Genomic DNA, 24,751 nt, shown 5'->3' with positions numbered 1-24,751 from the left:
GGCATCATTGCTTACTGTGTTCAGATGCAGTGGTATCCGCAAGTGGTCATTGTTGTGGGACTGTTGATTTTTGGCGCTATCTTTGCGGTCAACTCATCCCTGCACAGCTATCTGATTGTGAGCTATGCAAAAGGCGATGGCGTGTCGATGGATGTCGGCTTTTACTACATGGCTAACGCGATGGGGCGTTTGATCGGCACTGTGTTGTCGGGTTGGGTGTTCCAAGTAGCGGGTCTCGCTGCTTGTATGTGGGTGTCATTTGCCTTCTTGATCCTTACAACGATTATCTCCATTCGCTTGCCAGGCGCGCCTAAAGCGATTGCAGGATAACGGAATTAAATCAATAAAAGAGTCAATCGTTAAAAGACGATTAACGATGTAGGAGAGTTACCATGTCTCAACTAGCCATTGAGCAACCAAAAAAATTAGGATTTTTGGATAGATTCCTAACCTTGTGGATTTTCTTAGCTATGGGATTCGGCGTGCTATTGGGCGTCGCTTTTCCAAGCCAAATCGAAAACTTGAATGAGTCAATGACGGTTGGCAGCACCAACGTGCCGCTTGCTATTGGTCTGATCTTGATGATGTATCCACCGCTTGCCAAAGTGAATTACGGTTTGATGGGCAAGGTGCTGCAAGATAAGCAGGCTGTCACTCTCTCATTGGTGATGAACTGGTTGGTTGGTCCAATCTTGATGTTTGTGCTCGCCCTAACCTTCCTTGGCGATGAACCTAGCTTGATGACTGGCGTTATCTTAATTGGCCTCGCACGCTGCATTGCTATGGTATTGGTTTGGAATGATATTGGTGGCGGTAACAAAGAATATGGCGCCGCCTTAGTCGCGCTTAACAGCGTATTCCAAATCATCACCTATAGCTTCTTGGCATGGCTGTTCATTACCGTGCTGCCACCTAAGTTTGGTTTCCAAGGGCAAGTGGTGAATATCTCGATGGCTGAGATTGCCGAAAGCGTAATGATCTATTTGGGTATCCCATTTTTGGCAGGTTTCTTGAGCCGTAAGATCTTGGTCGCTAAAAAAGGCGAGCAGTGGTACAACGACACTTTCATCTCTGCGGTATCACCGATCACGCTTATCGCGTTGCTTGCCACCATCGTACTGATGTTTAGCCTCAAGGGCGAGATGATTGTAGAGCTTCCAATGCAAGTAGTTCGTGTCGCGTTTCCGCTGACTATCTACTTCTTCTTGATGTTCTTTGTGAGCTTCTTTGTGGCGAAAAAGATGGGCGTGCCATTCGATAAGAATGCGTCTATCGCTTACACTGCAACAGGAAACAACTTTGAGCTGGCTATTGCTGTCGCGATTGCTGTGTTTGGGCTGAACTCACCAGAGGCGTTTGCGGGTGTGATTGGGCCACTAATTGAAGTGCCGGTGCTGATTGCATTGGTGAACTTCACCTTAAAAATGAAGTCACGCTATAACGCGTAATAACAATAAAAAATGGAGCGCCTGCGCTCCATTTTTTATATTTAAGACGGATTTTTTAAACGGGCAGAACGCTTGGTATGTTTGGCTCGGTACATAGCGAGATCAGCTTTTTTCAATGTCACACGTAAGCTGGTTTGGTAGGGCGCATAACCTATGCTGTGGCAAAGCATGGGGTACTGAACAAAGTTATCACGAAACAATACGGAGAGCGTATCTAGCGCCTGATTTAGTCTTGCTTCGTCTTTATCGTGGGTTAAAACCACGAACTCATCACCACCATATCGAACTAAAATATCCTGTCCGGAGAAGGCTTGACGCAAGCAGCGTGCGAATCGCATCAATACGATGTCGCCCTCACTGTGGCCTGAACTATCGTTAACGTGTTTGAAGTTATCAAGGTCGATCACCACACAAAAACCAGAGTGCCAATTCACTGAGCTAAGGTAGGCCAGATTGTGCAGCTTGGTGAGGGGATCGGTGTACGCTTTTTTTTCAAAAAACTTCACCTCATGATGTAACTCGGACACATCAAAGCTGGTGGTGTAAATGTAAGGTTCGCCATCAATGTACACTTTAAACTTCAGCACATTGTAGTAAGAGACAGAGTTTAGACCTTGAAACGTGAGAATTTTCGGCGCACATTGCCCCGCCTCTAGGTATTCCAAGCTGGCATCGTGACACTCTTTGAGCATATCTGCGACATTGCTTGGTACGAGTTTGGCTAATTGATTGGCATTGAGGCCGATAGGATCGGCATCAGAGTATTGGCGTAACCATGCTGTGAATTGGTCGTTTAGATAAACGTATTGGTGCTGCGCATTGCGAATAGAAAGAAAACCAGGGAAATGGCGAAATAGCGCCAACGCCTGTTGGTACGTCAAATCTGTCACTGCGAAATCTCATCGTTTCTTTCAACCTCGATAGCACTTGGCTAGCGGAAGTTTTCGAAAGAGTTATAGTTTTTGAGTGCTTTCTATCATGACCTTTTCATAAGAACTGTGATGCGTATCATTCTGTGGTGAGTTCTCAAGGGAGTTCGTCTTCATTCTCAGTTATGAGACAAGGTGAGCACAAAAAAAGCAGCTTTTGCTGCTTTTTAGATCGTTTAGTGCTCTCTATCTTTAGTGCGTCGAGTGGTTGTGACGTTGAAGATAATGACAGGCATTCTCGCTGCCCATATAGCGAGCAAGGGAGCGCTGAGGGACTCGCCTTAGGTCGACGACAATCAATCCATCAAGAGCATTATTAAAGTCAGGGTCGACGTTAAAGCTGACAAGCTTACCGTTGAGGCTGAGATACTGCCTAAGTAACACAGGCACACTCTTGCCTTGGTCAAGACGCGCAATAACACGAGAGAGCAATTGCATATCAGCCAGCGCGGACAGCAACTGAGCGTTCCAATTGGGATGAGCAGCAAGCTTGGGTGGGTTAGGGGCACTGACATGCTTGGCGCTGTCTTGGTCGTAGTGATGCAAGGTCATAGTATCAGTGAGCAATTGTCTTGCGACATCGCTATAGTCACTACTGATACTGACCGGACCAAACAAATGGGTGTAGTCTGGCTGACGATGTACAAACTCGGCGATCCCCTTCCAAAGCAGTAAAAGTGCACTCATGCTCTTTTGATACTCTTCAGCAATGACGCTGCGACCCATTTCAATCGATTTGCCCATGGTAGCCAAAAAAGGTTTTTCATAATCAAAAAGAGTGCGCGAATAAAGACCCTGAATGCCGTGCTTCGCCAATAAAGTATCAACCAGACCAAGACGGTAAGCGCCCACTAATTTATTGTTCGCTTTGTCCCAAATAAATAGGTGTTGGTAATCCTTATCAAAGTGGTCAATATCCAGTGCTTGCCCAGTCCCTTCGCCTACCAAACGGAAGTTGTGTTCTCGCATGCGTCCAATTTCATGCATCAAGGCAGGAATATGATCCATGGTCGTGCAGTAGACATCAAACTCACCGCTAGACAGTAGGTGGTGCTGCGATGGTAGCTGGTCGATATCGTTCAGCAGTTCACTCAAAGGTAGAGCAGAGGCAACTGGCTCTGGGTGTGCTAGTGATGACGACTGTGCATTAAGGTTCGTTGCTGCTGTTGGCGTTTGGCTTTGCTGTTTGCTCAGTAGATAAGTATTGAGACGAAGATAGTTCACAAGTTGACGATTATCTAAGGTATTGACCTCTTTGAACTTGATGGCTTCCCCAATAGAGATGCTTATGGGGTGATTTTTCTTGTTCAGTAGTTCACGGCCGAGCATGGCCGTTCTAAGCATTGGGTGAACCTTGCCCGCGAGATAAAAACGTTTGGAGTTAAGGCCGCCAATGTGAATTGGGACGGTCAGTGCTTTGTTTTTCTTGATGAGCGTGCTGACCGAGCGGCTCCACTCTTTATCCTCGAGGCGAAGTGCTTTGCTATCGACCAGTTGTGAGACTTCGCCAGCCGGGAACACCAAGAGAGCGCCACCTTGTTCGAGGTGATGATTAGCTTGGCGTAATGCGCGAGTATTGGACTTGTGCGCATTCGCGCCATCAAACACATCGACACCAATAAACAAGGGTTCAAGCTCGGGAACCAGTTTTAGAAACTCATTGGCTAGGATCTTCACATCTTTGCGGCGTTGCAGCAAAAGCTCAGCCAGTATGACCCCTTCAACACAGCCCAGCGGGTGGTTGGCGACAATGAGGGTCGCTCCCGTTTGAGGCAGATTATCTCGGCTTCCAGTAACAATGTGATAATCAATGCCCAAGATCTCGAGTGCAAAACGAAGAAAACGCTCGGTATCACAACCTGGTGGACGCTGTGCATATAAGTGGTCTAATACAGAAAGGCCGGTTGCCCACTCGGCAACATTTTCTGCAATGCCCAGTGGGGTTTTTCTTGGTAAGCGAAACGGGCTGGTGGTATCCATAGCAACCTCTAAACAATTTCCATGTAATGTCGTTAAGAGGGTATGACGTCTATATGTCAGAATTGCGTAGACTAGATGGAAGATGGATGACGTATTGATGTCAAACTGGTGACGAGATGAGCAGTAGGTAATAAAAAAGAGCGCCGGAGCGCTCTTAGAGTAAGTTGGAGAGAGGGTTAGAATGAAGCGTTGACCGACAGTTTAAAGCGGCGCTCATTACCATAGTGCACATCCGTAACGACACCGTGGCTGGTGCTGCCACCCGTGCCTGATACATAGTCGGTATCAAACAGGTTTTCGATGTTGAAGCGGAAATCCCAAGTCACATAGTCGCTACTGATTTTATGAGATGCACCAGTATCAATACGGGTATAGCCATCAAGTGTGACAGTGTTGGCGTTATCTGCCCAACGCTCACCTTGATAGAAAAGGCCGATATTAAATGCGGTTGCGTCAGTAAAGGCGTAGCGTGTCCAAACTGAGCCAGACCACTCAGGTACGTTTGCTGGTGTTTTATCTTGATATAAGTTGTGCTTGTCGTACTTAGCATCTAGGTACATGGCAGATGTCATCACAAACCAGCTATCGGACAGTTGACCTTGTGCGCCTGCTTCAGCGCCGCGGTGGTGCTGATTACCGTTTTGCGTAGTGAAGCCATTCTCTTCGATACTGATATTACGTTTTTCGATATCAAATAACGCACCCGTTAACAGTAGGCGGTTATCCAAAAGCTCCCACTTTGTTCCCAGCTCGTACTGACGGCTCTTTTCTGGCGTGCGCTCAGTGATAGAACCATCATCATTGACAACATTGTCGACTGGGTTGAAGCTTTCCGAGTAGTTGGCATAAATGCTACCGGAATAGCTTGGATGATAAATCACGCCAAATTTTGGTGACAATGCTTGGCTGTCGTTCGCGCCTTTCACGGTTTCACCGTTACTATTGGTGCCATCTTTGAAGTACTGATCGTAGCGGCCACCCACAAGCGCCTGCCACTGATCGTTGAAAGTAATTAGATCTTGCGCATAGAAGCCGTAGAAGTGGTTACTGCTTTGGTATGCTGAAGACGCATCATGATAGTCTAACCCTGGATTCTTAGGTGATTCGCCTGGTTTGACATTGATAGAGTTACCTTTAACTCGCAGCTGAGTGTAGTCATAAAACTGACCGTTAACGCCAAGCAGCACTTGGTGAGCAACATTGAGTGCTGTGAAATCACCATGTAAATCAGCATGGAACGCTTGGGTCTTCCAGGTGTCATGGCGATCAAACGGACTCATTGTGTAGCTGCCATCGACGATGGTTTGATCCGTCGGTTTTGGGCTAGAGTCGTAGCGGTGGCGCTTCATATGCTGTGAGTTGTAGCTGAAATTAGCGCGCCATTGTGAGTTGATATACACATCAAGATCAGCCCCCAGTTTTCCACATCGTTGTTGATGAATGACCAAGAAGCATCGCGGATCATATCGCGATCGCCGATTCGGTTGCCTTGCATGTCGAGCCAAGAACCCGTATCCAGTGGCGCGTTGTCGTTGGTCTTTTCATAGTTAATAGACAACAGCCCCCAGTCAGACAGATCCGCTTCAATCACACCATAGCCTAAGAAGCGATCACGCTCGCGCTGCTCTCCATTCGGATATTGACGAGATTCCACAGCGTCTTGTTTCACCAGCACAGTACGACCTCTTAATGTGCCAGATTCATTAAGCGCACCAGAAGCGTCAATGTGATAACGAGTGCTGCCAAGGTGGTCGATATCGGTACCAACATTGACCTGTGGTGTCGCGGTTGGCTTTTTTGACACCATGTTGATCATGCCACCAGGCGCCGAGTTACCGTAAAGCAGGCTCGATGGTCCTTTGATGACCTCGATACGATCTAGGGTCTCAATCGGCAGCATGTAATGAGTAAAGAGTGAGTGACCGTTTCTTAGGTAGCCATTGGTCGACGAAAGCTCAAAGCCGCGCAGATAAAATACTTCGCGATTCCATTTTTGAGAGCCAGCATTGACACTGGCGTCGTTTTGTAGCGCTTCACCTAATGTGGTGGCCAGTTGCTCATCGAGCACAATTTCAGGAATCACGTTTACCGACTGAGGCGTTTCTAGCATGGTGGTGTCAGTGCGCATGGCGCCGCTGGCACTGTCGACTTTATAGTCGTCGAAGCTTTGGGCGTGTATTACCAAGGTTTCGTCAGCTTTTGTGGGTTCTGATTGGGCAAATACAGGAGAAGTATTGAGTGCAAGTACCACTGCACTGCAAAGTGTGGTCACTTTGAAATTCATTGAGGCTATCCTAGCTCGATTATCCGAGACAATTGTTTTTGTTATTAGCAGAGCGAACCTGAAATAGGTCTACGATTGAACTGCGGAATGAATGTTAATGAGATTTATTATTATTTGCAATTAGAATAAATGTAAGCATTTGTATCTTTTGTGGGTGCAAGGGATTGATTGCATAGCAGTGGTAAATAGGGTGTAATTATCTTGTTGTAATTAAGGAGGTTCTATCAATGGAATGGGGACAAGAACAACAAAAACAGAGCTACCGTTTCTTGAAGCCGGGAATGACACTGACCTTGTCTTCGGTGAGTGATTCAGACATCAAAGGCGTGGCTGTCACCTTGCTTGGCTACAAGGTTGATGAGTTTATTGTCGTTGACACCTCGGGACTGACCCCGGCTGTACAGCAGCAAATCAATGACGGTGAGTTTGTAGTACGTGGACTCTCTGATACCAGCTTTGGTCATGTTATCGCGTTTCGCTGCCATGCTCTTTCCTACTCAGAATCACCTTGCAGTCACCTGTTCCTATCGTCTCCGGCAGAGTTTGTATCCAAACCTATCCGCGAGCATTCTCGTTACAAACTTTCGATGCCTTGCACGGTGTCTTATGGTCAATCCAGCAGTGAAGGTACGATTGTCGATTTCTCTTTAGCAGGGTGCGGGGTTTACCTAGAGCAAGCTCACGACTTTTGCAAGGGGCTTGGGGTGAAAGTGGAGTCGGCATTGAATCAGTTTCTGCCTGCCGGGATGGTGTGTGAGGTGGTAACAGTGCGAAAGCAGGGGCGCGGTAGTTTGCTGGGTATCCAGTTTAACCAGCAAGTGCTGATGTCGAACCGCTTAAAGACCACCCTAGCGGAACTGTCCCTCGCGGTTTCCTAGTACCGACTTTGTTTCATAGAAGTACTGCTGCGCTTAGTAAAGTGCGCTAAACGTCGAGGCAGTGGTATACACGCGTCAAGATTAAGCTAGTGGGTGCTCACTTTTGTGCCTAGGATGCAACAATGCTTTTTCTTCGCTTATTTCAAGGTGTAAACTGTGCTATATAAAGAGCAGAATTTCTCAATGGAATGTTCCGACTTATGCGTATCTTCACTCTTGTGCTGCTGATGGTTTTTTCTTGGCTCCAATATACCCTTTGGTTTGGAAAAAACGGCATTGTTGATTTCCAGCAAGTGGATGCAGAAATCCAAGTACAGCAACAAGTTAATGGCAACTTACAAACTCGCAACGATGAAATGTTTGCTGAGATTGATGATCTCAGACAGGGATTGGATGCCATCGAAGAGCGAGCTCGACATGAGTTAGGAATGATTCAACAAGGAGAAACCTTCTACCGAATCATAGGTGAGGACAACCAATGATCCCTGAGCATCATCCTATTATTGCTATCGTACCTGCGGCAGGCGTTGGTAGCCGTATGCGAGCAGATATTCCTAAGCAATATCTTAAAATCCATGAGCAGACCATTCTTGAACACACGATAGAGCGTTTACTAGAGCACCAGAGTATCGACAGCGTTATTGTCGCGATCAGTGATGACGACCCGTACTTTGGGGGTTTAACGTTTATCTCAGATAAACCCGTTGTCCGCGTTTCCGGCGGCGGCGAGCGCGCTGATTCAGTGTTATCAGCCGTTGAATATGTTAAGCAGCGTGTTCCCAACGCTTGGTGTCTGGTTCATGATGCAGCACGGCCGTGCATTACCCATGATGATATTAGCAAACTCATCTACGAAGTTAGCACTCACCCAGTTGGTGGTATTCTCGCAGCGCCCGTAAAAGATACGATGAAGCGTGCGAATGACGCACAAGGTATCGACCATACGGTTGATAGATCCGGTCTTTGGCATGCGTTAACCCCACAGATGTTTAAAGTGGAACTGCTGCACAGTGCGCTCAGTGATGCGCTCGCAGAAGGAGTCACCATCACTGATGAAGCATCAGCGGTCGAGTGGACAGGCTTATCTCCACTGTTAGTCGAGGGGCGCAGCGACAATATTAAAATTACTCGTCCAGAGGATCTTGCTCTGGCGGAGTTTTATCTCAAAAATAAGGAATTAGAACAATGAGAATAGGTCATGGCTTTGATGTGCATAAGTTTGGTGGTGAAGGCCCTGTCATCATTGGTGGCGTCGCCATTCCTTATGAACAAGGGCTGATTGCTCATTCTGACGGTGATGTGGCGTTGCATGCGCTGTGTGATGCACTGCTAGGTGCTATTGCAGCAGGTGATATTGGCCGTCATTTTCCTGATACGGATGAAGAGTGGAAAGGCGCCGATAGCCGAGCTTTGCTGCGTGATGTTTACAGCAAGGTCAAATCACAAGGCTATGAGTTAGTGAATGCTGACGTCACCATCATGGCACAGGCACCAAAGATGGCGCCACACATAGAAGCTATGTGCCAAACCATTGCCGCGGATTTGGAAACCGACATTGGCAATATCAATGTAAAAGCCACCACGACGGAAAGACTCGGTTTTACAGGACGTAAAGAAGGCATCGCCACAGAAGCAGTGGTTCTGATCAACAAAGTAACGTCCTAAAGGCAAATATCATGACTGATGTGTTAGACAATCTGAATTATCTTCACGGCAAACCTGCGGTTAGCGCTAAGTTTAAAGCTAGCAACCAAGACTTCGTTGTGAATGAGGTTCTGGGATTTGAGTTCACGGGAGAAGGGGAGCATTTGATGCTCCGCATACGAAAAAATGGTGAAAACACCAGTTTTGTCGCCAATGAACTGGCCAAAGTATGTGGCGTAAAATCGAAAGATATTGGTTGGGCCGGTCTTAAAGATCGCCATGCTGTGACTGAGCAATGGCTAAGTGTCCATTTGCCAAAGAAGAATGTACCAGACTTTAGCGCCTTCTTGGCGCAGTATCCTAGTATTGAGATAGTGGCGACCGACTGGCACAACAAAAAGCTGCGTCCTGGCGACCTTACTGGCAATGAGTTTGCGATCCGTTTGACTGAGGTGTCAGATGTGGAAGCACTGAAAGCGCGTCTAGCGCTGGTTTGTGACTCTGGCGTGCCGAACTATTTTGGTCAGCAGCGTTTTGGACACGATGGTAACAACGTGAGCGAAGCGAAACGTTGGGGGCGCGATAACGTGCGCACTCGCAATCAGAATAAACGCAGCTTGTATCTCTCTGCGGCGCGCTCATGGATCTTCAACCACATTGTTTCAGAGCGTTTGCAACAAGACTGCTTCAATACTGAACTGGCTGGGGACATTCTTGACGAAACTGGGATGATCACAGCGGCATTAGCCGGTGATAATGCGCTGCCTACCTCGGGTGATGCCGAGCTGCTTGAGCAACGCATTGTCGATCAAGAGCCAGATTTGATGGCGCTTATCCGCGGGAATCGCATGCGTCATGACAGACGCTCGATCGTGTTAAAGCCTGACTCATTGAATGCACAATGGATGAAGACTCGGTAACACTAAGCTTTTTCTTGGATTCAGGGAGCTTTGCGACCTCGATTCTTAGAGAGCTGGCAAATGTAGAAGAAGTAGAAAGGCAATTCTAGGATTCATGGAAACAAACAAACAGAGAATCAAAGTCCTCATCAGCAATGATGATGGCGTACACGCCGAGGGAATTCGCACATTAGCAGCGGAGCTGGCGAATATTGCTGATGTAACTATCGTTGCACCAGACAGAAACCGTTCGGGTGCATCGAACTCATTAACTCTTGAGCAGCCGCTGCGTGTTAATAAAATTGAACCCGGAGTTTTCTCGGTTCAAGGAACGCCAACAGATTGTGTGCACTTTGCGCTTAATGAATTGATGAAAGACGATCTTCCCGATTTGGTTTTGTCTGGCATCAACCATGGGGCTAACTTGGGCGACGATGTGCTCTACTCTGGTACTGTAGCAGCGGCTATGGAAGGGCACTTTCTAGGGGTTCAATCCATCGCGTTCAGCTTGGTCGGTAAAACGCATTTTGCGGCGGCGGCGATCGTTGCTCGTCAATTTGTCGAGCGCCATTTGGCTGCGCGCGTGCCGACTAATCGACTGTTGAATATTAATATCCCAGATAAGCCGCTGGCGCAGCTTGGTGATGTTGCGGTGACTCGATTGGGAGCCCGTCACCATGCCTCAGCGATGATTAAGCAGCAAGATCCAAGAGGGCACGACATTTACTGGTTGGGACCTCCGGGGAAAGAGCAGGACGCGGGAGAGGGCACCGATTTTTATGCGGTTGAACATGGGCGCATTTCTATTACGCCACTGCAGGTGGATTTGACCGCACATGAGTCAATTGGTGCGATGGAACGTTGGGTGTCAGGGAGAGAGTAATTAATGAACCCACAAGCAGCGAAATTAGTGGAGTTTATCCGAGCACACGGTGTGCTGATACCCGTGTGCTGGATGCTATTTTCTCCGTCCCCCGTGAGCAATTCGTCTCACAAGCGATGATTCACCAAGCTTACGATAACAATGCGTTGCCTATTGGGGCTGGGCAGACGATTTCTCAGCCCTACATTGTCGCGAGAATGACAGAGCTGCTTGAGTTGACACATGATACTCGAGTGCTGGAAATCGGGACGGGCTCCGGTTATCAAACTGCCGTGCTGTCGCAGTTGGTCGAGCATGTCTATTCGGTTGAGCGAATAAAGGCATTGCAATGGGAAGCAAAGCGCAGGCTAAAGCGTCTTGATATTTATAATATTTCCACCAAACACGGTGATGGCTGGCAAGGCTGGCAAGCCAAAGGGCCGTTTGATGCCATTATCGTCACGGCGGCAGCTTCTGAAGTCCCTCAAGCACTGTTGACCCAGCTCAATGATGGTGGACGTTTAGTGATCCCTGTCGGTGATAATGAGCAACAACTATTAAAAATTACTCGTAAAGGTGATAGTTTTACTACCGAAGTTATTGAATTAGTGAGGTTTGTTCCTCTCGTAGCAGGTGAATTAGCGTAAATGCAAAAGCGGCTAAAAGCAGTGGTCTCCGTTGTTTTTTTGTCCAGTGCACTGGTTGGGTGTGCTGGGCATTCGCCTGCGCCTGTCTCAAATTTGGGAGGCAAGTACGATAATGTCTCTCGTGGTAGTTATCGTGGCAGTTATTACGAAGTGCAAAAAGGGGACACCCTATATTTCATCTCATACGTCACCGATAAAGATGTTAACGATCTGATAAGACTCAATAATCTCAAGAAACCGTACACGATTCACCCAGGTCAACGCTTGAACTTATGGCGTCCGGTCTATTCCCCTCCGGTATTTGCGGGTTCTGGCTCTGGTGAGGTTGCAACCGCCTCTGCAGCAACGGTTGCAGCGAGTTCGAGTGCTGCGACAGCTGCGTCAAAACCGCCGGCAAAAGCGGGTAGCTCATCAACGCAAAATAGTCAAAAAACCGCCGCAAAGAAGGTTGATCAAACTCAAACAAAGGAGTATGGTGAGACTAAAGGTAAACAAAATGTTAACAACACTAAACCCCAAACGGTAAAACAGACAACCAAGCCAGCCGCGAAGCAAACTGTCGCCAAGGCGAAACCAGCACCGAAACCGGCGCCAAGCACAGCGGCAAAAGTATCGAGTTGGGTCTGGCCGACTAAGGGTCGTGTCATAAAGAACTTTTCTGCAGGGGATCAAGGAAACAAAGGAATCGATATTGCAGGCCGCCGAGGCCAAGATATCGTCGCCACTGCAAAAGGAACCGTGGTTTACTCAGGCAACGCACTACGTGGTTATGGAAACCTCGTTATTGTTAAGCATAACGACAATTACCTAAGTGCTTACGCTCACAATGACAGACTATTGGTATCAGAAGGACAAAGTGTGAAAGCCGGACAAAAAATCGCTACGATGGGAAGCTCCGGAACCAACAGCGTTAGACTGCACTTTGAAATTCGTTATCAAGGAAAATCAGTAAACCCGAAACGCTACTTGCCGTAACTGCCGTATAACGAATACACCATACGAAAAGCTACTTGCAATTTGATTGACTTAATCAGAGAAAGTTAGCGACATAGTTGAGTTGTCATGTCTTGCTAGCTCGCCAGGGGGAGGCGCTATGAGTATCAGCAATGCAGTAACCAAGAACGAAAACTACGACGTCAATAGTGAAACGGTTGACGTTGTGGAATCCACACTGACTAACGATGCCGCAGCAGAAACTGAAGACAAGGACTTGTACGATGCTTCTGCGAAAAGTTTAGATGCGACTCAGCTCTATCTTGGCGAAATCGGCTTTTCACCACTTTTGACCGCAGAAGAAGAAGTGCTTTATGCAAGACGTGCACTGAAAGGCGATGAAGCAGCCCGTAAACGCATGATAGAAAGTAACTTGCGTTTGGTGGTTAAGATCTCTCGACGCTACAGTAACCGTGGTCTAGCGCTTCTCGATTTAATTGAAGAAGGCAACCTAGGCCTCATTCGTGCGGTTGAGAAGTTTGACCCTGAGCGCGGCTTCCGATTCTCGACTTATGCGACATGGTGGATACGCCAAACGATTGAACGTGCTTTGATGAATCAAACGCGCACGATTCGTCTGCCTATCCATGTTGTAAAAGAGCTCAACATTTACCTGCGTACTGCGCGTGAACTGTCTCAAAAACTCGACCATGAGCCAACCGCGGAAGAGATCGCACAGAAGCTGGATAAGCCGGTGAGTGATGTTTCAAAGATGCTGAGACTCAATGAACGTATTAGTTCGGTTGATACACCAATCGGTGGTGACGGTGAGAAAGCGCTATTGGACATCATTCCGGATTCAACGCACTCAGATCCAGAAGTCTCAACTCAAGATGACGACATCAAATCATCGCTTATCCACTGGCTTGATGAACTGAATCCGAAACAAAAAGAAGTGTTGGCACGACGCTTTGGGTTATTAGGCTATGAACCTTCAACCCTCGAAGAAGTAGGCCGAGAAATCAATTTAACGCGTGAGCGTGTACGTCAGATTCAAGTCGAAGGTCTACGCAGACTGCGTGACATCCTAGTCAAGCAAGGCTTGAACATGGAATCACTATTCAACTTTGATGACGATTAAGTCTCTGTCTAACTCACCGCAATAAAAAACCGCCGAAAGGCGGTTTTTTGTATTCAAAGTCATGTTCTAAAGCATTATGCCCAGCCGTTAGGACTCTTCTTACGACGTGGAATAAGATGCGGAAGGATCAAGCCAAATAGAAGGCCTGCACCTGCCACACCACCACCGTACATGAAGTAACGTAGCAATAGGTCTTCTTTCTGTGTATCCAGCTTAGCACGTAGCTCACGGATTTCTGTTTGAGAAGAGGTGAGCTGTTCACTGATGTCTGAGTAGTTCTGCTCAAGTTCAGCGATTTGCTTGTTGCGCGCCTCTAGTGAGCTGACTAGACCGCCTTTTTCACTGTCCGCTGTTTCGCGTGCGCTCGATAGTTGAGATTTAACTTGCGTCAGCTCTTTCTCAAGACGAGGTAGGCGAACCGCCATGCTTTCTTGAGTTGTCACAAATTTCGATTCTACCCAGCCTTTACGACCGCGGCTGTCTTGAACCTGTGAGTAACCTGTCTCACGGTTAGACGAAAGCAGCTGAACTTTGTCACCTGCATTGATGCTACCAATAATACGGTACTGAGCACTTGGTCCAGAATGTAGGTAGGTAAATAGCTTGTCGGCAATATAACGATCTTGAGCCAACGCCGCAGGAGCAGCGAGTAACGACACCATGATCATGCAGATCAGTTTTTTCACAGTAAGTCCCTTAAGTGTATCAATGGGGAATGATGAAGAAAGTAGCGCTAGCAGCACAGCTGATACGCACTCTCAAAATGTAAACTTTTAAGAATGCCCAAATAGTATGAAGTTTCTTAACTGGGTGCAACAAAGAAGGGAGGCAAAGCCTCCCTTTATTTGAATTTGAGCCAAATATGACGTGAGCTTCACATCTCTCTGACTTTATCTAAGCCTTGGCTTATGCGCCAAATACCGCTTGCATCGCGTAGTAGAATACCACGGCTAGCAGTGCACCAGCAGGCAAGGTGACGACCCAAGAAGCCACGATGTTACGGACAACACCTAGGTTAAGTGCTGCGATACCACGAGCGAAACCAACACCTAATACTGCACCCACTAGAGTCTGTGTTGTAGAGATTGGCAGACCCGTACCAGATGCTAGAACAACGGTACACGCTGTCGCAAGCTGCGCTGCGAAACCACGGCTTGGAGTTAGCTCTGTGATGCCTGTACCTACGGTTGCCATTACTTTGTGACCCATAGTCGCAAGACCTACAACAATACCGATACCACCTAGAGGTAGAATCCACCATGCGATAGTGCTCTTCGCCGTGATTTCACCCATGTGCTCGACAGTAGACACAACAGCAGACAGTGGACCAATCGCGTTCGCTACGTCATTTGAACCGTGTGCAAATGCCATCGCACAAGCTGTGATAACCATTAGTACGCTGAAGATACCTTCTACACCGCTAAAGCCATGGTCTTCTTCACGGTCAGCAAACTTACGCTGAATGTAGATGTAACCGCCAATCATAACTAGAGCCGAAACGCCTGCAGCCCACGCCCATGCTTCCATACCGTCAAGGTGCAGACCCACGTGTTTTAGACCTTTCTTGATGGTCACCAGCGCAATCACCATTGTGGTGATAAACATGTACACTGGAACAAAGCGCTTAGCATTAAACAGTGGCTTCTCAGTATCGAAGATCAGGCGCTGTGCACTGACGAAGATAACGTAAGCGAAGAAACCAGAAATCACAGGCGTGATAACCCAGCTACCTACGATGCCTTTTACTGAACCCCAGTCAACCGCTTCCGTACCCACTGACACACAAGCGAAACCGATGATCGCGCCGATGATTGAGTGAGTGGTTGATACCGGCCAGCCCATGTAAGAGGCGAGCAATAGCCAAGTACCTGCCGCCAATAGAGACGACATCATACCGAATACAAGAACGTCTGGCTGGTGAGCAAACAGCGAGGTTTCAATCACACCCTTACGGATAGTGTCTGTTACCTCACCGCCAGCAAGGTATGCGCCGGCGAATTCGAAGATCATCGCGATGATGATAGCTTGCTTAACTGTTAGAGCTTTAGAGCCAACAGAAGTACCCATTGCATTGGCAACATCGTTTGCACCGATACCGATCGCCATAAGGAAACCGAACATCGCCGCAACAAGAATCAGGATAGTGCCGTAGTTTGCAAGAATATCCATTGTAATAACCTAGTTTTGTTTCATAACAAGCGGAGCAAAAGTCTGGCGCAGGGCAATCTCTTAAGCATTGTCTGTGCTCAACGCCTAATACTTCTTCGCTCTTTGTTACTTAGTTAACGTGTGTTTAAGACCTAGACAGCATGAGTTCAAGACGAGCGCCTACGCGCTGAGCTTGATCTGCAATACCGCCGACCCATTCAAGAATTTTGTACAAGAACATGACATCGATAGGATTCATATCTTGTTCAATCGTCATCAGTTGCTGACGAAGCTGGATTTGCATGGCATCGGTATCATCTTCGATGACATCGAGTTGGTGAATCATCTCTGCAACCAGAGTTACTTCACGACCTTTAAAGCCCGTCTCAAGCAGTTCATCTAGCTCGTTGATAACATTCTGAGCTTGGTTAGCTGCATCAAGACAACGCTTCACGTAAGCGATGAAGTTTTCTTGAAGTGGCGCAGGAATGACAAGTTGGCGACCGTAAACACGACCGGCAATGTCTTTGGCAAGGTTGGCAAGCTTATCTTGCTGCGTCAGTAGCTCTAGCATATCGCTACGGTCTACAGGCAAGAACAGGCCGCGTGGTAGTTTAAGACGGATCTCACGTTTCAAAACGTCGGCTTCTTTCTCAAGATGAGAAATCTGCGCACGGATCTCCGCTGCTTTCTCCCAATCACCCTTCGAGCTAGTCTCGAAGAAGTTTACTAGATGAGAGCAACATTCTGTTACGCACACAACGTGGCGCTGCAAAGGCTTAATTGGGGACTTTGCAAATAACCCCATAATTGTATTTACTGGCATGGTTGTTCAACCTAATTAATATAACCTGAAATAAACATACACCAATATCATGGTGAAATGTTGAGCGATGGCTATAAAGGCGCGCATGTTAACCCATTAAAACGCCGATTTAAACTGTTTTAGATCATCATTTGGGTGATATTTGTCACTTGCTGATTAGTACAATTGCTCATATCCTGTTGTGAGTGTCCCCGAAAGGTAAAACTATGGAAACCGAGATAGAACTGAAGTTTTTTGTTTCTCCTGATTTTTCAGAAACTTTGCTCAGCAAGATTGCGGAAACAAAAGTACTTCAGCACAGTTGTCGCGAGTTAGGAAACACTTACTTCGACACCCCCGATAACTGGCTTCGTCAGCATGATATTGGTCTTAGAATTCGTCGTTTCGATGATGTTTTTGTGCAAACCATGAAAACCGCCGGTCGCGTTGTTGCGGGATTGCATCAACGTCCTGAATTTAATGCTGAACACACATCAAATGACCCAGATCTGACGCTACATCCCCTCGACATCTACCCAGAAGGGCGCAGCGTTGAAGAGCTGCAAGCTCAGTTAGTACCGATTTTTGCCACCGATTTTACCCGTGAGCAATGGTTGATTGGTATGGCCGATGGTAGTCAAGTAGAAGTGGCGTTTGACCAAGGTTTAGTGTCATCTGGGGACAAAACTTACCCTATCTGTGAAGTCGAACTTGAGCTTAAATCTGGTCAAACAGACGCACTATTTACGCTTGCGCGCGCCTTCTGTGAAGCTGGCGGCATTCGTCTTGGTAACCTGAGTAAAGCCGCACGAGGCTATCGTCTGGCGGCGGATTATGCTGGCGATCCGGTGAAAAGCCTGGAGCTGGTGGACACCACGGACACGGACAGCGTTGAAACCTGCTTTATCCAGTCTTTAGAGCATGCCTTGGCGCATTGGCACTACCACGAGCAGATTTACACCGAACACGAGTCGATTGAGGCGCTGCTCGAAATCAGTCACGCACTGAGCTTTATTCGTCAAACCTTGACCGTCTATGGCAGCATTGTACCGCGACGCGCTAGTGCGATTTTAAGGCAAGAGCTGAAATGGCTAGAGCAAGAACTTGCTTGGCTAAAGAGCTATGAACATTTTGAAACACTTTTGGAAGACAAAGGGCACGTGCTGCGTAAGCTTGATGCTCGAAAATTCCTCGTTTCAGAACTCAAAAGAACGCGAGCAAGACCTACCAGATCGCGAAGATATGCTGCGACTGATTCATTCTGGGCGCTATGCGGGTCTGCTACTCGACCTAAGCCGCTGGATTTTATCTCGCGGTTGGCAGCCATTTTTAGATGACAAAGCACGTGAGAAGATGGCTCAATCTATCAAGCCATTCTCCATGCAGCAGTTGGCGCGCACTTGGCTGAGCTGATGGATGCCTTCCCGCCAGAAAAATCACTGACGCGTCAGGAATACATAGAGCAGCAGTACCGACTGATGCGCAACCTATACACAGGTGTTGGTTTCGCTAGCCTATACAGCATGGAAGAGCGCAATAACTTCCGTCTTCCGTGGGCGGACTTGCTGCAAGGCATCGATGATTTGCTGATGTTAGAGCTTTTAGAGCCGCTGGTGGAAAAACTTGAAGGGGAAGAGCGTGAGCAGCTTGAGCGCTGGCTACGTCGCCAAGAGAGCTCGATTCTACACGCCATGGAGCAAACGAGGCAAATCAGTATTGAAGCTGAGCCATACTGGCAAAACTAGTACCAGTTAGGGTAGGGAGGCTGTTAGCCTCCTTATTTTTTCTCACGCTCAAGTGATTCTATTTTCTGCTCCATTTTCTCCAGCTTATGCAAAATCACCTCTTGCTGATTCAGCACCTTTTGCAGCATGACCTCTTTGTGTTTGGAGCGTCGCTCGTCCATAGAGCTGGGTGAAGATAGGATCGAAGTGATCAAGCCCGATGTCATACCAAACATACCGACACCGCAGATAATAATCATACCCGCCAAGAACTTACCCATACTAGTAACCGGGTAGTGGTCACCGTAACCGACGGTTGATACCGTGACAAACGCCCACCAAACGGCATCACCAATATGCTGGATATTCGCATCAGGGTTACCACTTTCTGCCCACATAATCAGCCCCGCGCCCACCGTAATTAGCAGCACAAGCAGTAGCAGGATCGATGCGATCGTCGTCTCGTGTTTATTGCGAGCCAGTTGTCTTAATAAGGTTTCACCAGAGCGAATGACCAGCACCACGCGGAAAATATGGAAGACACGAGCAAAGCGCAGGGGCTCGATCATCGGCAGACTAGCGAGGAAATCGATCCAATGCGTTTTCATAAATTGCACTCGATCTGTGGAGCGGATCAGATCCACAACAAGTTGCAGCATAAATAAGCTACAGATAATAAAGTCGAGGCCGATAAGAACAGTACGCTCATCCTCGTTGATGGGAGCAAACAATAAGGCTGAGATCACAAATAGAGCCATAAAAGAGAGGATAAGTGACAATAAACTCAGAGGCTTAACTTCAGTTTTGGTATCATTTGCTTTCATACGAGGCTCGAAATAAATAACTTGGTCTCATGATTCACAATCCCCCCTACGGCTTTGGCATGCAGGTGAGTGATGATGACATTCAGTTAGAGAAAGATTCCCTAACTATATAATAATTAATGGAGAACGGATAATGACCGCACTGACATTTAAACCATGGGAGCGACTCATCACCGATGTGCGCTTGATCCCTAAGATGTTGATGTTGATGATTTTTAGTACCGTATTGCTGATTGGTAAGCAGTTGTGGGATGCAAGCACATTTTACGACTCTCTTCTTGCCGCAACCCAGAACGAAGCGATTGCTCAGCAGCACTACGAAGCCTATCTAATTCAAGTCGTATGGCAGACTGCCCTAATGATTGTTCTCTTCGTGGCTCTGCTGTTGTTTGCCGCAAAAACTATGCTCAAGCAGACCAACTACCTGAGTGACGCGATAAAACGCATGGCCGACAAAGATCTTACCGTTCCTGTCATGATGGAATGTAAAGATGAGTACGGCGATGTGGCGCGTGAACTTGAGAAAACGCGTGTTCACCTGCAAGACATCATTAAGACTCAGGTGGCGACATCTCAAGAGCTTGCGACCCTGACTGAGATCATGACACTTAGCATGTCTGAGACCAAAGAGTCTTCTCAAGAAGAGTTCCAAGAGATTGATCAGCTGGCGACAGCGATGAGTGAAATGACCTCGACGGTACAAACAGTGGCAGATCATGCGCACAATGCTTCTCAGCTGACTGAGCAAGCATCAGGTCAAGCGGAAACCGGCCAACGCTTTGTACAAGGTACCGTGACTAAGATGAGTGAGTTGTCGAATGACATTTCTGCATCAGCGCAAGCAGTGAACCAAGTGGAAGAACGCGTTGAGTCGATTGGCAGCGTTGTTGGCACTATTCAAGGCATCTCAGAACAGACCAACCTACTTGCACTTAATGCGGCGATTGAAGCGGCACGCGCGGGTGAGGCCGGTCGTGGCTTTGCCGTGGTAGCGGATGAAGTACGTAATCTAGCGCAGCGCACACAGCAAGCGACGGTTGAGATCCAAGAGATGATTTCTCACCTTCAATCGAGCGCCAATTCTGCGGTAGAGCTGATGGAGAAAAGTGTGGTTGAAGCGGCAGATGGCGTGGAGCTTGTGACCAATGCCGGTGCTGAACTTGATGGTATCGTTAGCCAAGTCAATCAAATCAATGACATGAACTTCCAAATCGCGACCGCAGCGGGTCAGCAAAGCAGCGTAGCGGAAGAGATGAACCAAAACCTCACCAACGTTCGTGAGTTGGTTGAAGCGTCTGTGACTGTGGTGACGGAGCTTCTAGAGACATCTGAGATGATGCAAAACAACGCGGAAGAGCTGGACGGAAAGATCAAATCGTTCCGAGTTTAATGCGAGCTCATAGCGTTTAAACCTGAAGGTTTACATCATAAAAAAGCGGCTCACTTGGTATCAAGTGAGCCGCTTTTCTATTTATTGATCATCTTCACTTAGTGGCTGTCTTCATAAGGTGACAACCACAATCCTGATGACTATTGATTCTCTTCGCTGCTTGTCTCAGGTTCTACTGGAGTTTGCGCAAGCTCAAGGACTTGATTATCAATCAGGCGTGCTTTGCCCAAAAACGCTGACATCAAAATAACCGCATGGGTTGAGCTCTCATTGATCGCTTGTAGAGAGTGCGCATCACGAATAAAGATTTCATCCGGCTGCAGACCCGCCGCGCGCAATTGGTCGCTAGCATCTTCAATGATAGATGGGTAGTCGTCACGGCCGCCGCGAATCGCGCTGTTCATCCAACGCATGGTTTTCGCTAGCACAGGTGCGCGTTGTCGCTCATCCATGGTCAGGTAACCGTTACGTGAACTCATGGCAAGGCCATCCATCTCACGAACTGTCGGAACACCAATGATCTCGATATTCATCGCCAGATCGCTCACCATTTGACGAATCAATGCGAGCTGCTGGTAGTCTTTCTCACCAAAGCAAGCCACGTCTGGTTGTACGATGTTAAACAGCTTAGTGACGATCGTAGATACGCCTCTAAAGTGACCCGGACGAGATGCCCCTTCAAGCATATGTGAAATACCTGCACTTCGACAAACGTCTGTTTGTCTAGACCTTGTGGGTACATCACTTCTGGCGTCGGCGTGAACACCAAATCGACACCTTCAGCCGTTAGCTTACTAAGATCATCGTCGAGTGTACGAGGATAGTTGTTAAGATCATCCGCGCGCTCAAACTGCATAGGGTTAACAAAAATACTCGCTACCACTACATCTGCATTCTCACGAGCTTTGCGCATCAGCGTTAGGTGACCTTCGTGGAGGTTACCCATAGTCGGAACAAAGGCAATTCGGCGTTGTTCACGTTTTAGCTGAGCAATTTGCTCTCTAAGTTCTGCAATATCAGCGAAAGTTTGCATGATTCCCCCTAGGCAATCGTATGAGCGTCGTCTGGGAAAGCACCGCTTTCCACATCCGCGATATATTTAGCAACGGCGCTACGCATGTCACCGGTTTCAGCCAAAAAGTTCTTTGAGAATTTAGGCATGTAGTTCGCTGAAATGCCAAACATGTCATGCATCACTAGGATCTGACCATCGGTGCCATTACCAGCGCCAATGCCGATCACAGGAACATCACACACTTCCGTAATACGCGCTGCAAGTTCAGCAGGCACACATTCAAGTAAAATGATTTGTGCGCCAGCTTCTTGCAGTGCAAGTGCGTCACGTACCATTTTGTCCGCGTTCTTTTGATCGCGGCCTTGTACCTTGTAACCACCAAAGATATTCACACTTTGTGGTGTTAGACCTAGGTGAGCACAAACGGGAACCGCGCGCTCAGTCAACATTCTTACTGTATCAACCAGCCAGTCGCCACCCTCTAGTTTCACCATGTTTGCGCCAGCGCGCATCAGTGTTGCTGCGTTCTCACACGCTTGCTCCGGGGTTGCATAGCTCATAAAAGGCATATCAGCCATCAATAAGCAGTTAGGGCTACCAGCACGCACTGCGCGCGTGTGATAGGCGATGTCTTCGACAGTCACTGGCAAGGTGTCGTTGTGGCCTTGCAGTACCATGCCGAGTGAGTCGCCGACTAAAATAACAGGCATCTCTTGGCTTTCAAACAACGCCGCAAAGCTCGCATCATACGCGGTGGATGTTGCAAATTTGCGACCTTCGTTTTTCCACTTCATGAGGTCGTTAATGTTGATTTTTTTCATTTTTAATCCTTATTAGGGGCTTGGCTAGGATGGCCAAACTCTGAGTCCATTGCGGTCGACTTGGTCAATAAGTGCAGTGAGCTCAGTCCCGTCAGGGAGTTGTAAATTTGGTGCGATTTCCATAAGCGGATAGAGAACAAACTCACGTTGTTTCATTCCATAGTGCGGAACCGTTAAGCGCTCGGAATCGATCACCTCATTGCCGTAAAGAATGATGTCGAGATCGAGAGTTCTTGGCCCCCATCTCTCATCTTTACGGACACGCCCACGTTCCAGTTCGATAGCTTGGGTGCAATCGAGCAGTTCCAAAGGCGTTAATTCGGTAGATACCTTTGCCACAGCATTGATGTAATCGGGCTGATCTTGTGGCCCCATCGGTGTGCTGCTGTAAAGGGAAGAGCAAGCTAGTAGCTCGCTCTTTGGTAGTGTTTTCAATGCCTCAATAGCGACTTTGGCTTGTGAGACAGGATCGGACAGGTTACTGCCAATCGCGATGTAGCAAATGGTCATTACTCGGCACTCTTCGCTTTTTTCGCTTTTGGATTGCGTCTGCGACGTGAGCCAGAACGCGAGCTTGAACCGCCAAGGTCATTCACCATAGCCTGACGCATATTGCGACCGGCTGATTGGAATGTGCCCCACCATTTGGCCAGCGCGGCGACTTCACCACCTTCGATCTCGCCACGCATTTCGAGGAAGTCGAAACCAGCGCGGAACTTGTTGAGCTCCATCAGGCGGAAAGCGCGTTTGCCAGAGCGGCGCGGTAAGCGAAGTTGTAGCTGCCAGATCTCGCGAATCGTCGCGGTGTGACGGCGTGGAATGGCTGTCGACTTCACTTGTTCATCAAGGACAATGTTGCTGGCTTCCATCATGGCGTCGTATTCGGATAGACCGCGTTCCATTAGCTCTTTGGTGTGCTCCATCATTGGGTACCAGAGCATGGCCGCGAACATAAACGCTGGATTGACGCGTTTACCTTCCTCGATGCGCTCATCAGTGGCATCAAGGACTAAATCAAGGACTTGCTCAGACTGAGATGAATAGTCCTCGGTAAAGTGCGGCGCAATGAGTGGGAACAACTGTTGGAACAAGTTGTACTCACGCATTAGGTGATAGGTTTCTAAACCGTAACCAGATTGCAGCAGCTTGAGTGACTCTTCGTACAAACGTGCCGATGGGATATCACGCAGCAGTGGCGCAAGCTCTTCAATCGGTGCTGCGGTATCTTCTTCGATATCAAAGTCGAGTTTGGCAGCAAAACGAACTGCGCGCAGCATACGGACAGGATCTTCACGATAGCGCACGTCAGGCTCGCCAATCAGACGAATCAAACGGTCTTCAAGATCTTCCACACCGCCAGCGTAATCGTGGATCGAGTAGTCCCCAATGCTGTAGTACATCGCATTGATGGTGAAATCACGACGCTCAGCATCTTCATCAATGCTGCCATAGACGTTGTCACGAAGCAGCATGCCTTCTTTGCTCTGCTGAGAGACGTTCTTTTCTTGCTCTTGGTGGTGACCTCGGAACGTCGCGACCTCGATAATGTCACGCCCAAACATGATATGAGCAAGGCGGAAGCGTCGGCCAATCAGGCGACAGTTTCTAAATAGCTTCTTGATCTGTTCTGGCGTTGCGTTAGTCGCTATATCGAAATCTTTAGGTTGTTCTCCAAGCAGCAGATCACGCACGCCACCACCAACGAGATAGGCGTCATAACCTGCACCGTTTAAGCGGTAAAGGACTTTTAACGCGTTATCGCTGATTTGCTTGCGCGAGATGTTGTGCTCGTCACGTGTATAGACCTGTAAGGATATGTCACTATATACCTGATGAGCTTTTTGGGAATTTTCTTTTTTATTCATAGTATTAACGCAATTAAGGTTCGCGAAACCGGGTGGTTTTTACCCAAGTTTCGTGCCTGACGCATGAAATTTGCCGCTTATTCTAGCCTAGAGCGCCCCATTTGAGAATGGTGGTTTGATTTTGAGCTGGGCGGGAAGCTGAGATAACTGCCAGTTCTCGACGCCCCACTGGATGATTTTGGCGATATTTTGCCCGGCGATATCATCGGTTATGGTAAAGCCGAGAAAGCGCATTGCGTTGAGCAAGGTCGGTTTTGGATTGTCGAGGTCAATGGCCGTCGCATGATTTTGCTTGGACAATTTATTGCCACTATCATCAATCGCCAGCGGCAGATGCAAATAAGTGACAGGCGCGGCACCTAACGTTTTGTACAAGCTGATTTGGCGCCCAGTTGGCTCGATGAGTCAGCGCCGCGCACGACCTCGGTGACGCCTTGATAAATATCGTCGAGCACTACGGCAAGGTTATACGCAAACAAGCCATCACGGCGTTTGATGATGAAATCTTCCTGAG

General features: G+C 47.9%; 20 protein-coding genes and 6 pseudogenes. 13 read left to right on the top strand and 13 right to left on the bottom strand.

Features of this window, described 5'->3' with window-relative positions:
- Both TZ48_RS09780 and arsB read left to right on the top strand, forming a co-directional pair.
- Window positions 1-330: pseudogene (locus TZ48_RS09780) on the top strand (organoarsenical effux MFS transporter ArsJ); the annotation flags it as partial.
- A 62-nt stretch (window positions 331-392) separates the two neighbouring features.
- On the top strand, window positions 393-1,448 hold the full coding sequence (arsB, locus tag TZ48_RS09775) for an ACR3 family arsenite efflux transporter (RefSeq protein ID WP_112479010.1): 1,056 nt from the start codon (window positions 393-395) through the stop codon (window positions 1,446-1,448).
- A 41-nt stretch (window positions 1,449-1,489) separates the two neighbouring features.
- Here arsB and TZ48_RS09770 read toward each other — a convergent pair whose 3' ends face one another.
- From TZ48_RS09770 to TZ48_RS24920, 4 genes are all read right to left on the bottom strand, one after another.
- Window positions 1,490-2,338, bottom strand: a complete 849-nt coding sequence (locus TZ48_RS09770; RefSeq protein WP_112479009.1) for a GGDEF domain-containing protein — start codon at window positions 2,336-2,338, stop codon at window positions 1,490-1,492.
- 231 nt (window positions 2,339-2,569) lie between these two features.
- Window positions 2,570-4,357 (bottom strand): lysophospholipid acyltransferase family protein, encoded by a 1,788-nt coding sequence (locus TZ48_RS09765; protein WP_112479008.1) that lies wholly within the window; start codon window positions 4,355-4,357, stop codon window positions 2,570-2,572.
- A 176-nt stretch (window positions 4,358-4,533) separates the two neighbouring features.
- Window positions 4,534-5,805 carry a TonB-dependent receptor gene (locus tag TZ48_RS24925; protein WP_338062260.1) on the bottom strand — a complete coding sequence of 424 codons (1,272 nt, stop codon included), beginning with the start codon at window positions 5,803-5,805 and terminating at the stop codon, window positions 4,534-4,536.
- Entirely contained in the window at window positions 5,703-6,641 is a 939-nt protein-coding gene (locus TZ48_RS24920; RefSeq protein ID WP_239670771.1) for a TonB-dependent siderophore receptor, read from the bottom strand. Before TZ48_RS24920 ends, TZ48_RS24925 begins: the two co-directional genes overlap by 103 nt.
- Window positions 6,642-6,868: 227 nt before the next feature.
- On the opposite strand from TZ48_RS24920, the gene TZ48_RS09755 reads away from it, so the two are divergent.
- From TZ48_RS09755 to rpoS, 9 genes and pseudogenes are all read left to right on the top strand, one after another.
- On the top strand, window positions 6,869-7,519 hold the full coding sequence (locus TZ48_RS09755; protein ID WP_112479007.1) for a PilZ domain-containing protein: 651 nt from the start codon (window positions 6,869-6,871) through the stop codon (window positions 7,517-7,519).
- Window positions 7,520-7,719: 200 nt separating this feature from the next.
- Window positions 7,720-8,001, top strand: coding sequence for a cell division protein FtsB (gene ftsB, locus TZ48_RS09750; RefSeq protein ID WP_112479006.1), 282 nt, complete (start codon window positions 7,720-7,722; stop codon window positions 7,999-8,001).
- Window positions 7,998-8,708, top strand: coding sequence for a 2-C-methyl-D-erythritol 4-phosphate cytidylyltransferase (ispD, locus tag TZ48_RS09745; protein ID WP_112479005.1), 711 nt, complete (start codon window positions 7,998-8,000; stop codon window positions 8,706-8,708). Before ftsB ends, ispD begins: the two co-directional genes overlap by 4 nt.
- On the top strand, window positions 8,705-9,184 hold the full coding sequence (ispF, locus tag TZ48_RS09740) for a 2-C-methyl-D-erythritol 2,4-cyclodiphosphate synthase (RefSeq protein ID WP_112459481.1): 480 nt from the start codon (window positions 8,705-8,707) through the stop codon (window positions 9,182-9,184). The genes ispD and ispF overlap by 4 nt, the downstream gene beginning before the upstream one ends.
- A gap of 11 nt (window positions 9,185-9,195) precedes the next feature.
- Window positions 9,196-10,172 (top strand): annotated as a pseudogene (gene truD / locus TZ48_RS09735) (tRNA pseudouridine(13) synthase TruD).
- Window positions 10,173-10,177: 5 nt separating this feature from the next.
- Complete coding sequence (gene surE, locus TZ48_RS09730; protein ID WP_112479004.1) at window positions 10,178-10,945, top strand: 5'/3'-nucleotidase SurE; 768 nt, start codon at window positions 10,178-10,180, stop codon at window positions 10,943-10,945.
- Window positions 10,946-10,948: 3 nt separating this feature from the next.
- Window positions 10,949-11,571, top strand: a pseudogene (locus TZ48_RS09725) (protein-L-isoaspartate(D-aspartate) O-methyltransferase).
- On the top strand, window positions 11,572-12,546 hold the full coding sequence (gene nlpD / locus TZ48_RS09720; RefSeq protein ID WP_112479003.1) for a murein hydrolase activator NlpD: 975 nt from the start codon (window positions 11,572-11,574) through the stop codon (window positions 12,544-12,546).
- Window positions 12,547-12,664: 118 nt separating this feature from the next.
- Window positions 12,665-13,645, top strand: coding sequence for an RNA polymerase sigma factor RpoS (gene rpoS, locus TZ48_RS09715; RefSeq protein WP_112479002.1), 981 nt, complete (start codon window positions 12,665-12,667; stop codon window positions 13,643-13,645).
- Window positions 13,646-13,719: 74 nt separating this feature from the next.
- Here the strand turns inward: rpoS and TZ48_RS09710 are convergent, their stop codons facing one another.
- From TZ48_RS09710 to TZ48_RS09700, 3 genes are all read right to left on the bottom strand, one after another.
- Window positions 13,720-14,331, bottom strand: coding sequence for a TIGR04211 family SH3 domain-containing protein (locus TZ48_RS09710; protein WP_042475948.1), 612 nt, complete (start codon window positions 14,329-14,331; stop codon window positions 13,720-13,722).
- Between the two features lie 220 nt (window positions 14,332-14,551).
- Entirely contained in the window at window positions 14,552-15,814 is a 1,263-nt protein-coding gene (locus TZ48_RS09705) for an inorganic phosphate transporter (RefSeq protein WP_112479001.1), read from the bottom strand.
- Window positions 15,815-15,938: 124 nt separating this feature from the next.
- Window positions 15,939-16,619: a TIGR00153 family protein gene (locus tag TZ48_RS09700; RefSeq protein ID WP_042501180.1), complete on the bottom strand. Its 681-nt coding sequence runs from the start codon at window positions 16,617-16,619 to the stop codon at window positions 15,939-15,941.
- Window positions 16,620-16,825: 206 nt separating this feature from the next.
- Here TZ48_RS09700 and TZ48_RS09695 point away from each other — a divergent pair.
- Window positions 16,826-18,343, top strand: a pseudogene (locus TZ48_RS09695) (CYTH and CHAD domain-containing protein).
- Between the two features lie 32 nt (window positions 18,344-18,375).
- On the opposite strand, the gene TZ48_RS09690 reads toward TZ48_RS09695, so the two are convergent.
- On the bottom strand, window positions 18,376-19,146 hold the full coding sequence (locus TZ48_RS09690) for a potassium channel family protein (protein WP_112479000.1): 771 nt from the start codon (window positions 19,144-19,146) through the stop codon (window positions 18,376-18,378).
- A gap of 133 nt (window positions 19,147-19,279) precedes the next feature.
- Between TZ48_RS09690 and TZ48_RS09685 the strand changes: the two genes are divergently transcribed.
- Window positions 19,280-20,536 (top strand): methyl-accepting chemotaxis protein, encoded by a 1,257-nt coding sequence (locus TZ48_RS09685; protein WP_112478999.1) that lies wholly within the window; start codon window positions 19,280-19,282, stop codon window positions 20,534-20,536.
- Window positions 20,537-20,676: 140 nt separating this feature from the next.
- Here TZ48_RS09685 and panC read toward each other — a convergent pair.
- The 5 genes and pseudogenes from panC to TZ48_RS09660 form a co-directional block, all read right to left on the bottom strand.
- Window positions 20,677-21,569, bottom strand: a pseudogene (gene panC / locus TZ48_RS09680) (pantoate--beta-alanine ligase).
- A gap of 8 nt (window positions 21,570-21,577) precedes the next feature.
- A complete protein-coding gene (panB, locus tag TZ48_RS09675) occupies window positions 21,578-22,372 on the bottom strand; it encodes a 3-methyl-2-oxobutanoate hydroxymethyltransferase (protein ID WP_112478998.1) in 795 nt (264 codons plus the stop codon).
- Between the two features lie 24 nt (window positions 22,373-22,396).
- Entirely contained in the window at window positions 22,397-22,882 is a 486-nt protein-coding gene (folK, locus tag TZ48_RS09670) for a 2-amino-4-hydroxy-6-hydroxymethyldihydropteridine diphosphokinase (RefSeq protein WP_112478997.1), read from the bottom strand.
- Window positions 22,882-24,237, bottom strand: a complete 1,356-nt coding sequence (pcnB, locus tag TZ48_RS09665; RefSeq protein ID WP_112478996.1) for a polynucleotide adenylyltransferase PcnB — start codon at window positions 24,235-24,237, stop codon at window positions 22,882-22,884. The genes folK and pcnB overlap by 1 nt, the downstream gene beginning before the upstream one ends.
- Window positions 24,238-24,324: 87 nt before the next feature.
- Window positions 24,325-24,751 (bottom strand): annotated as a pseudogene (locus TZ48_RS09660) (glutamate--tRNA ligase family protein); the annotation flags it as partial.

This window comes from Vibrio variabilis (assembly GCF_003263785.1).
GTDB classification, from domain to species: Bacteria; Pseudomonadota; Gammaproteobacteria; order Enterobacterales; family Vibrionaceae; genus Vibrio; species Vibrio variabilis.
Note: the sequence above shows the minus strand (reverse complement) of the source record. Positions and strands in the feature narration are given on the sequence as shown.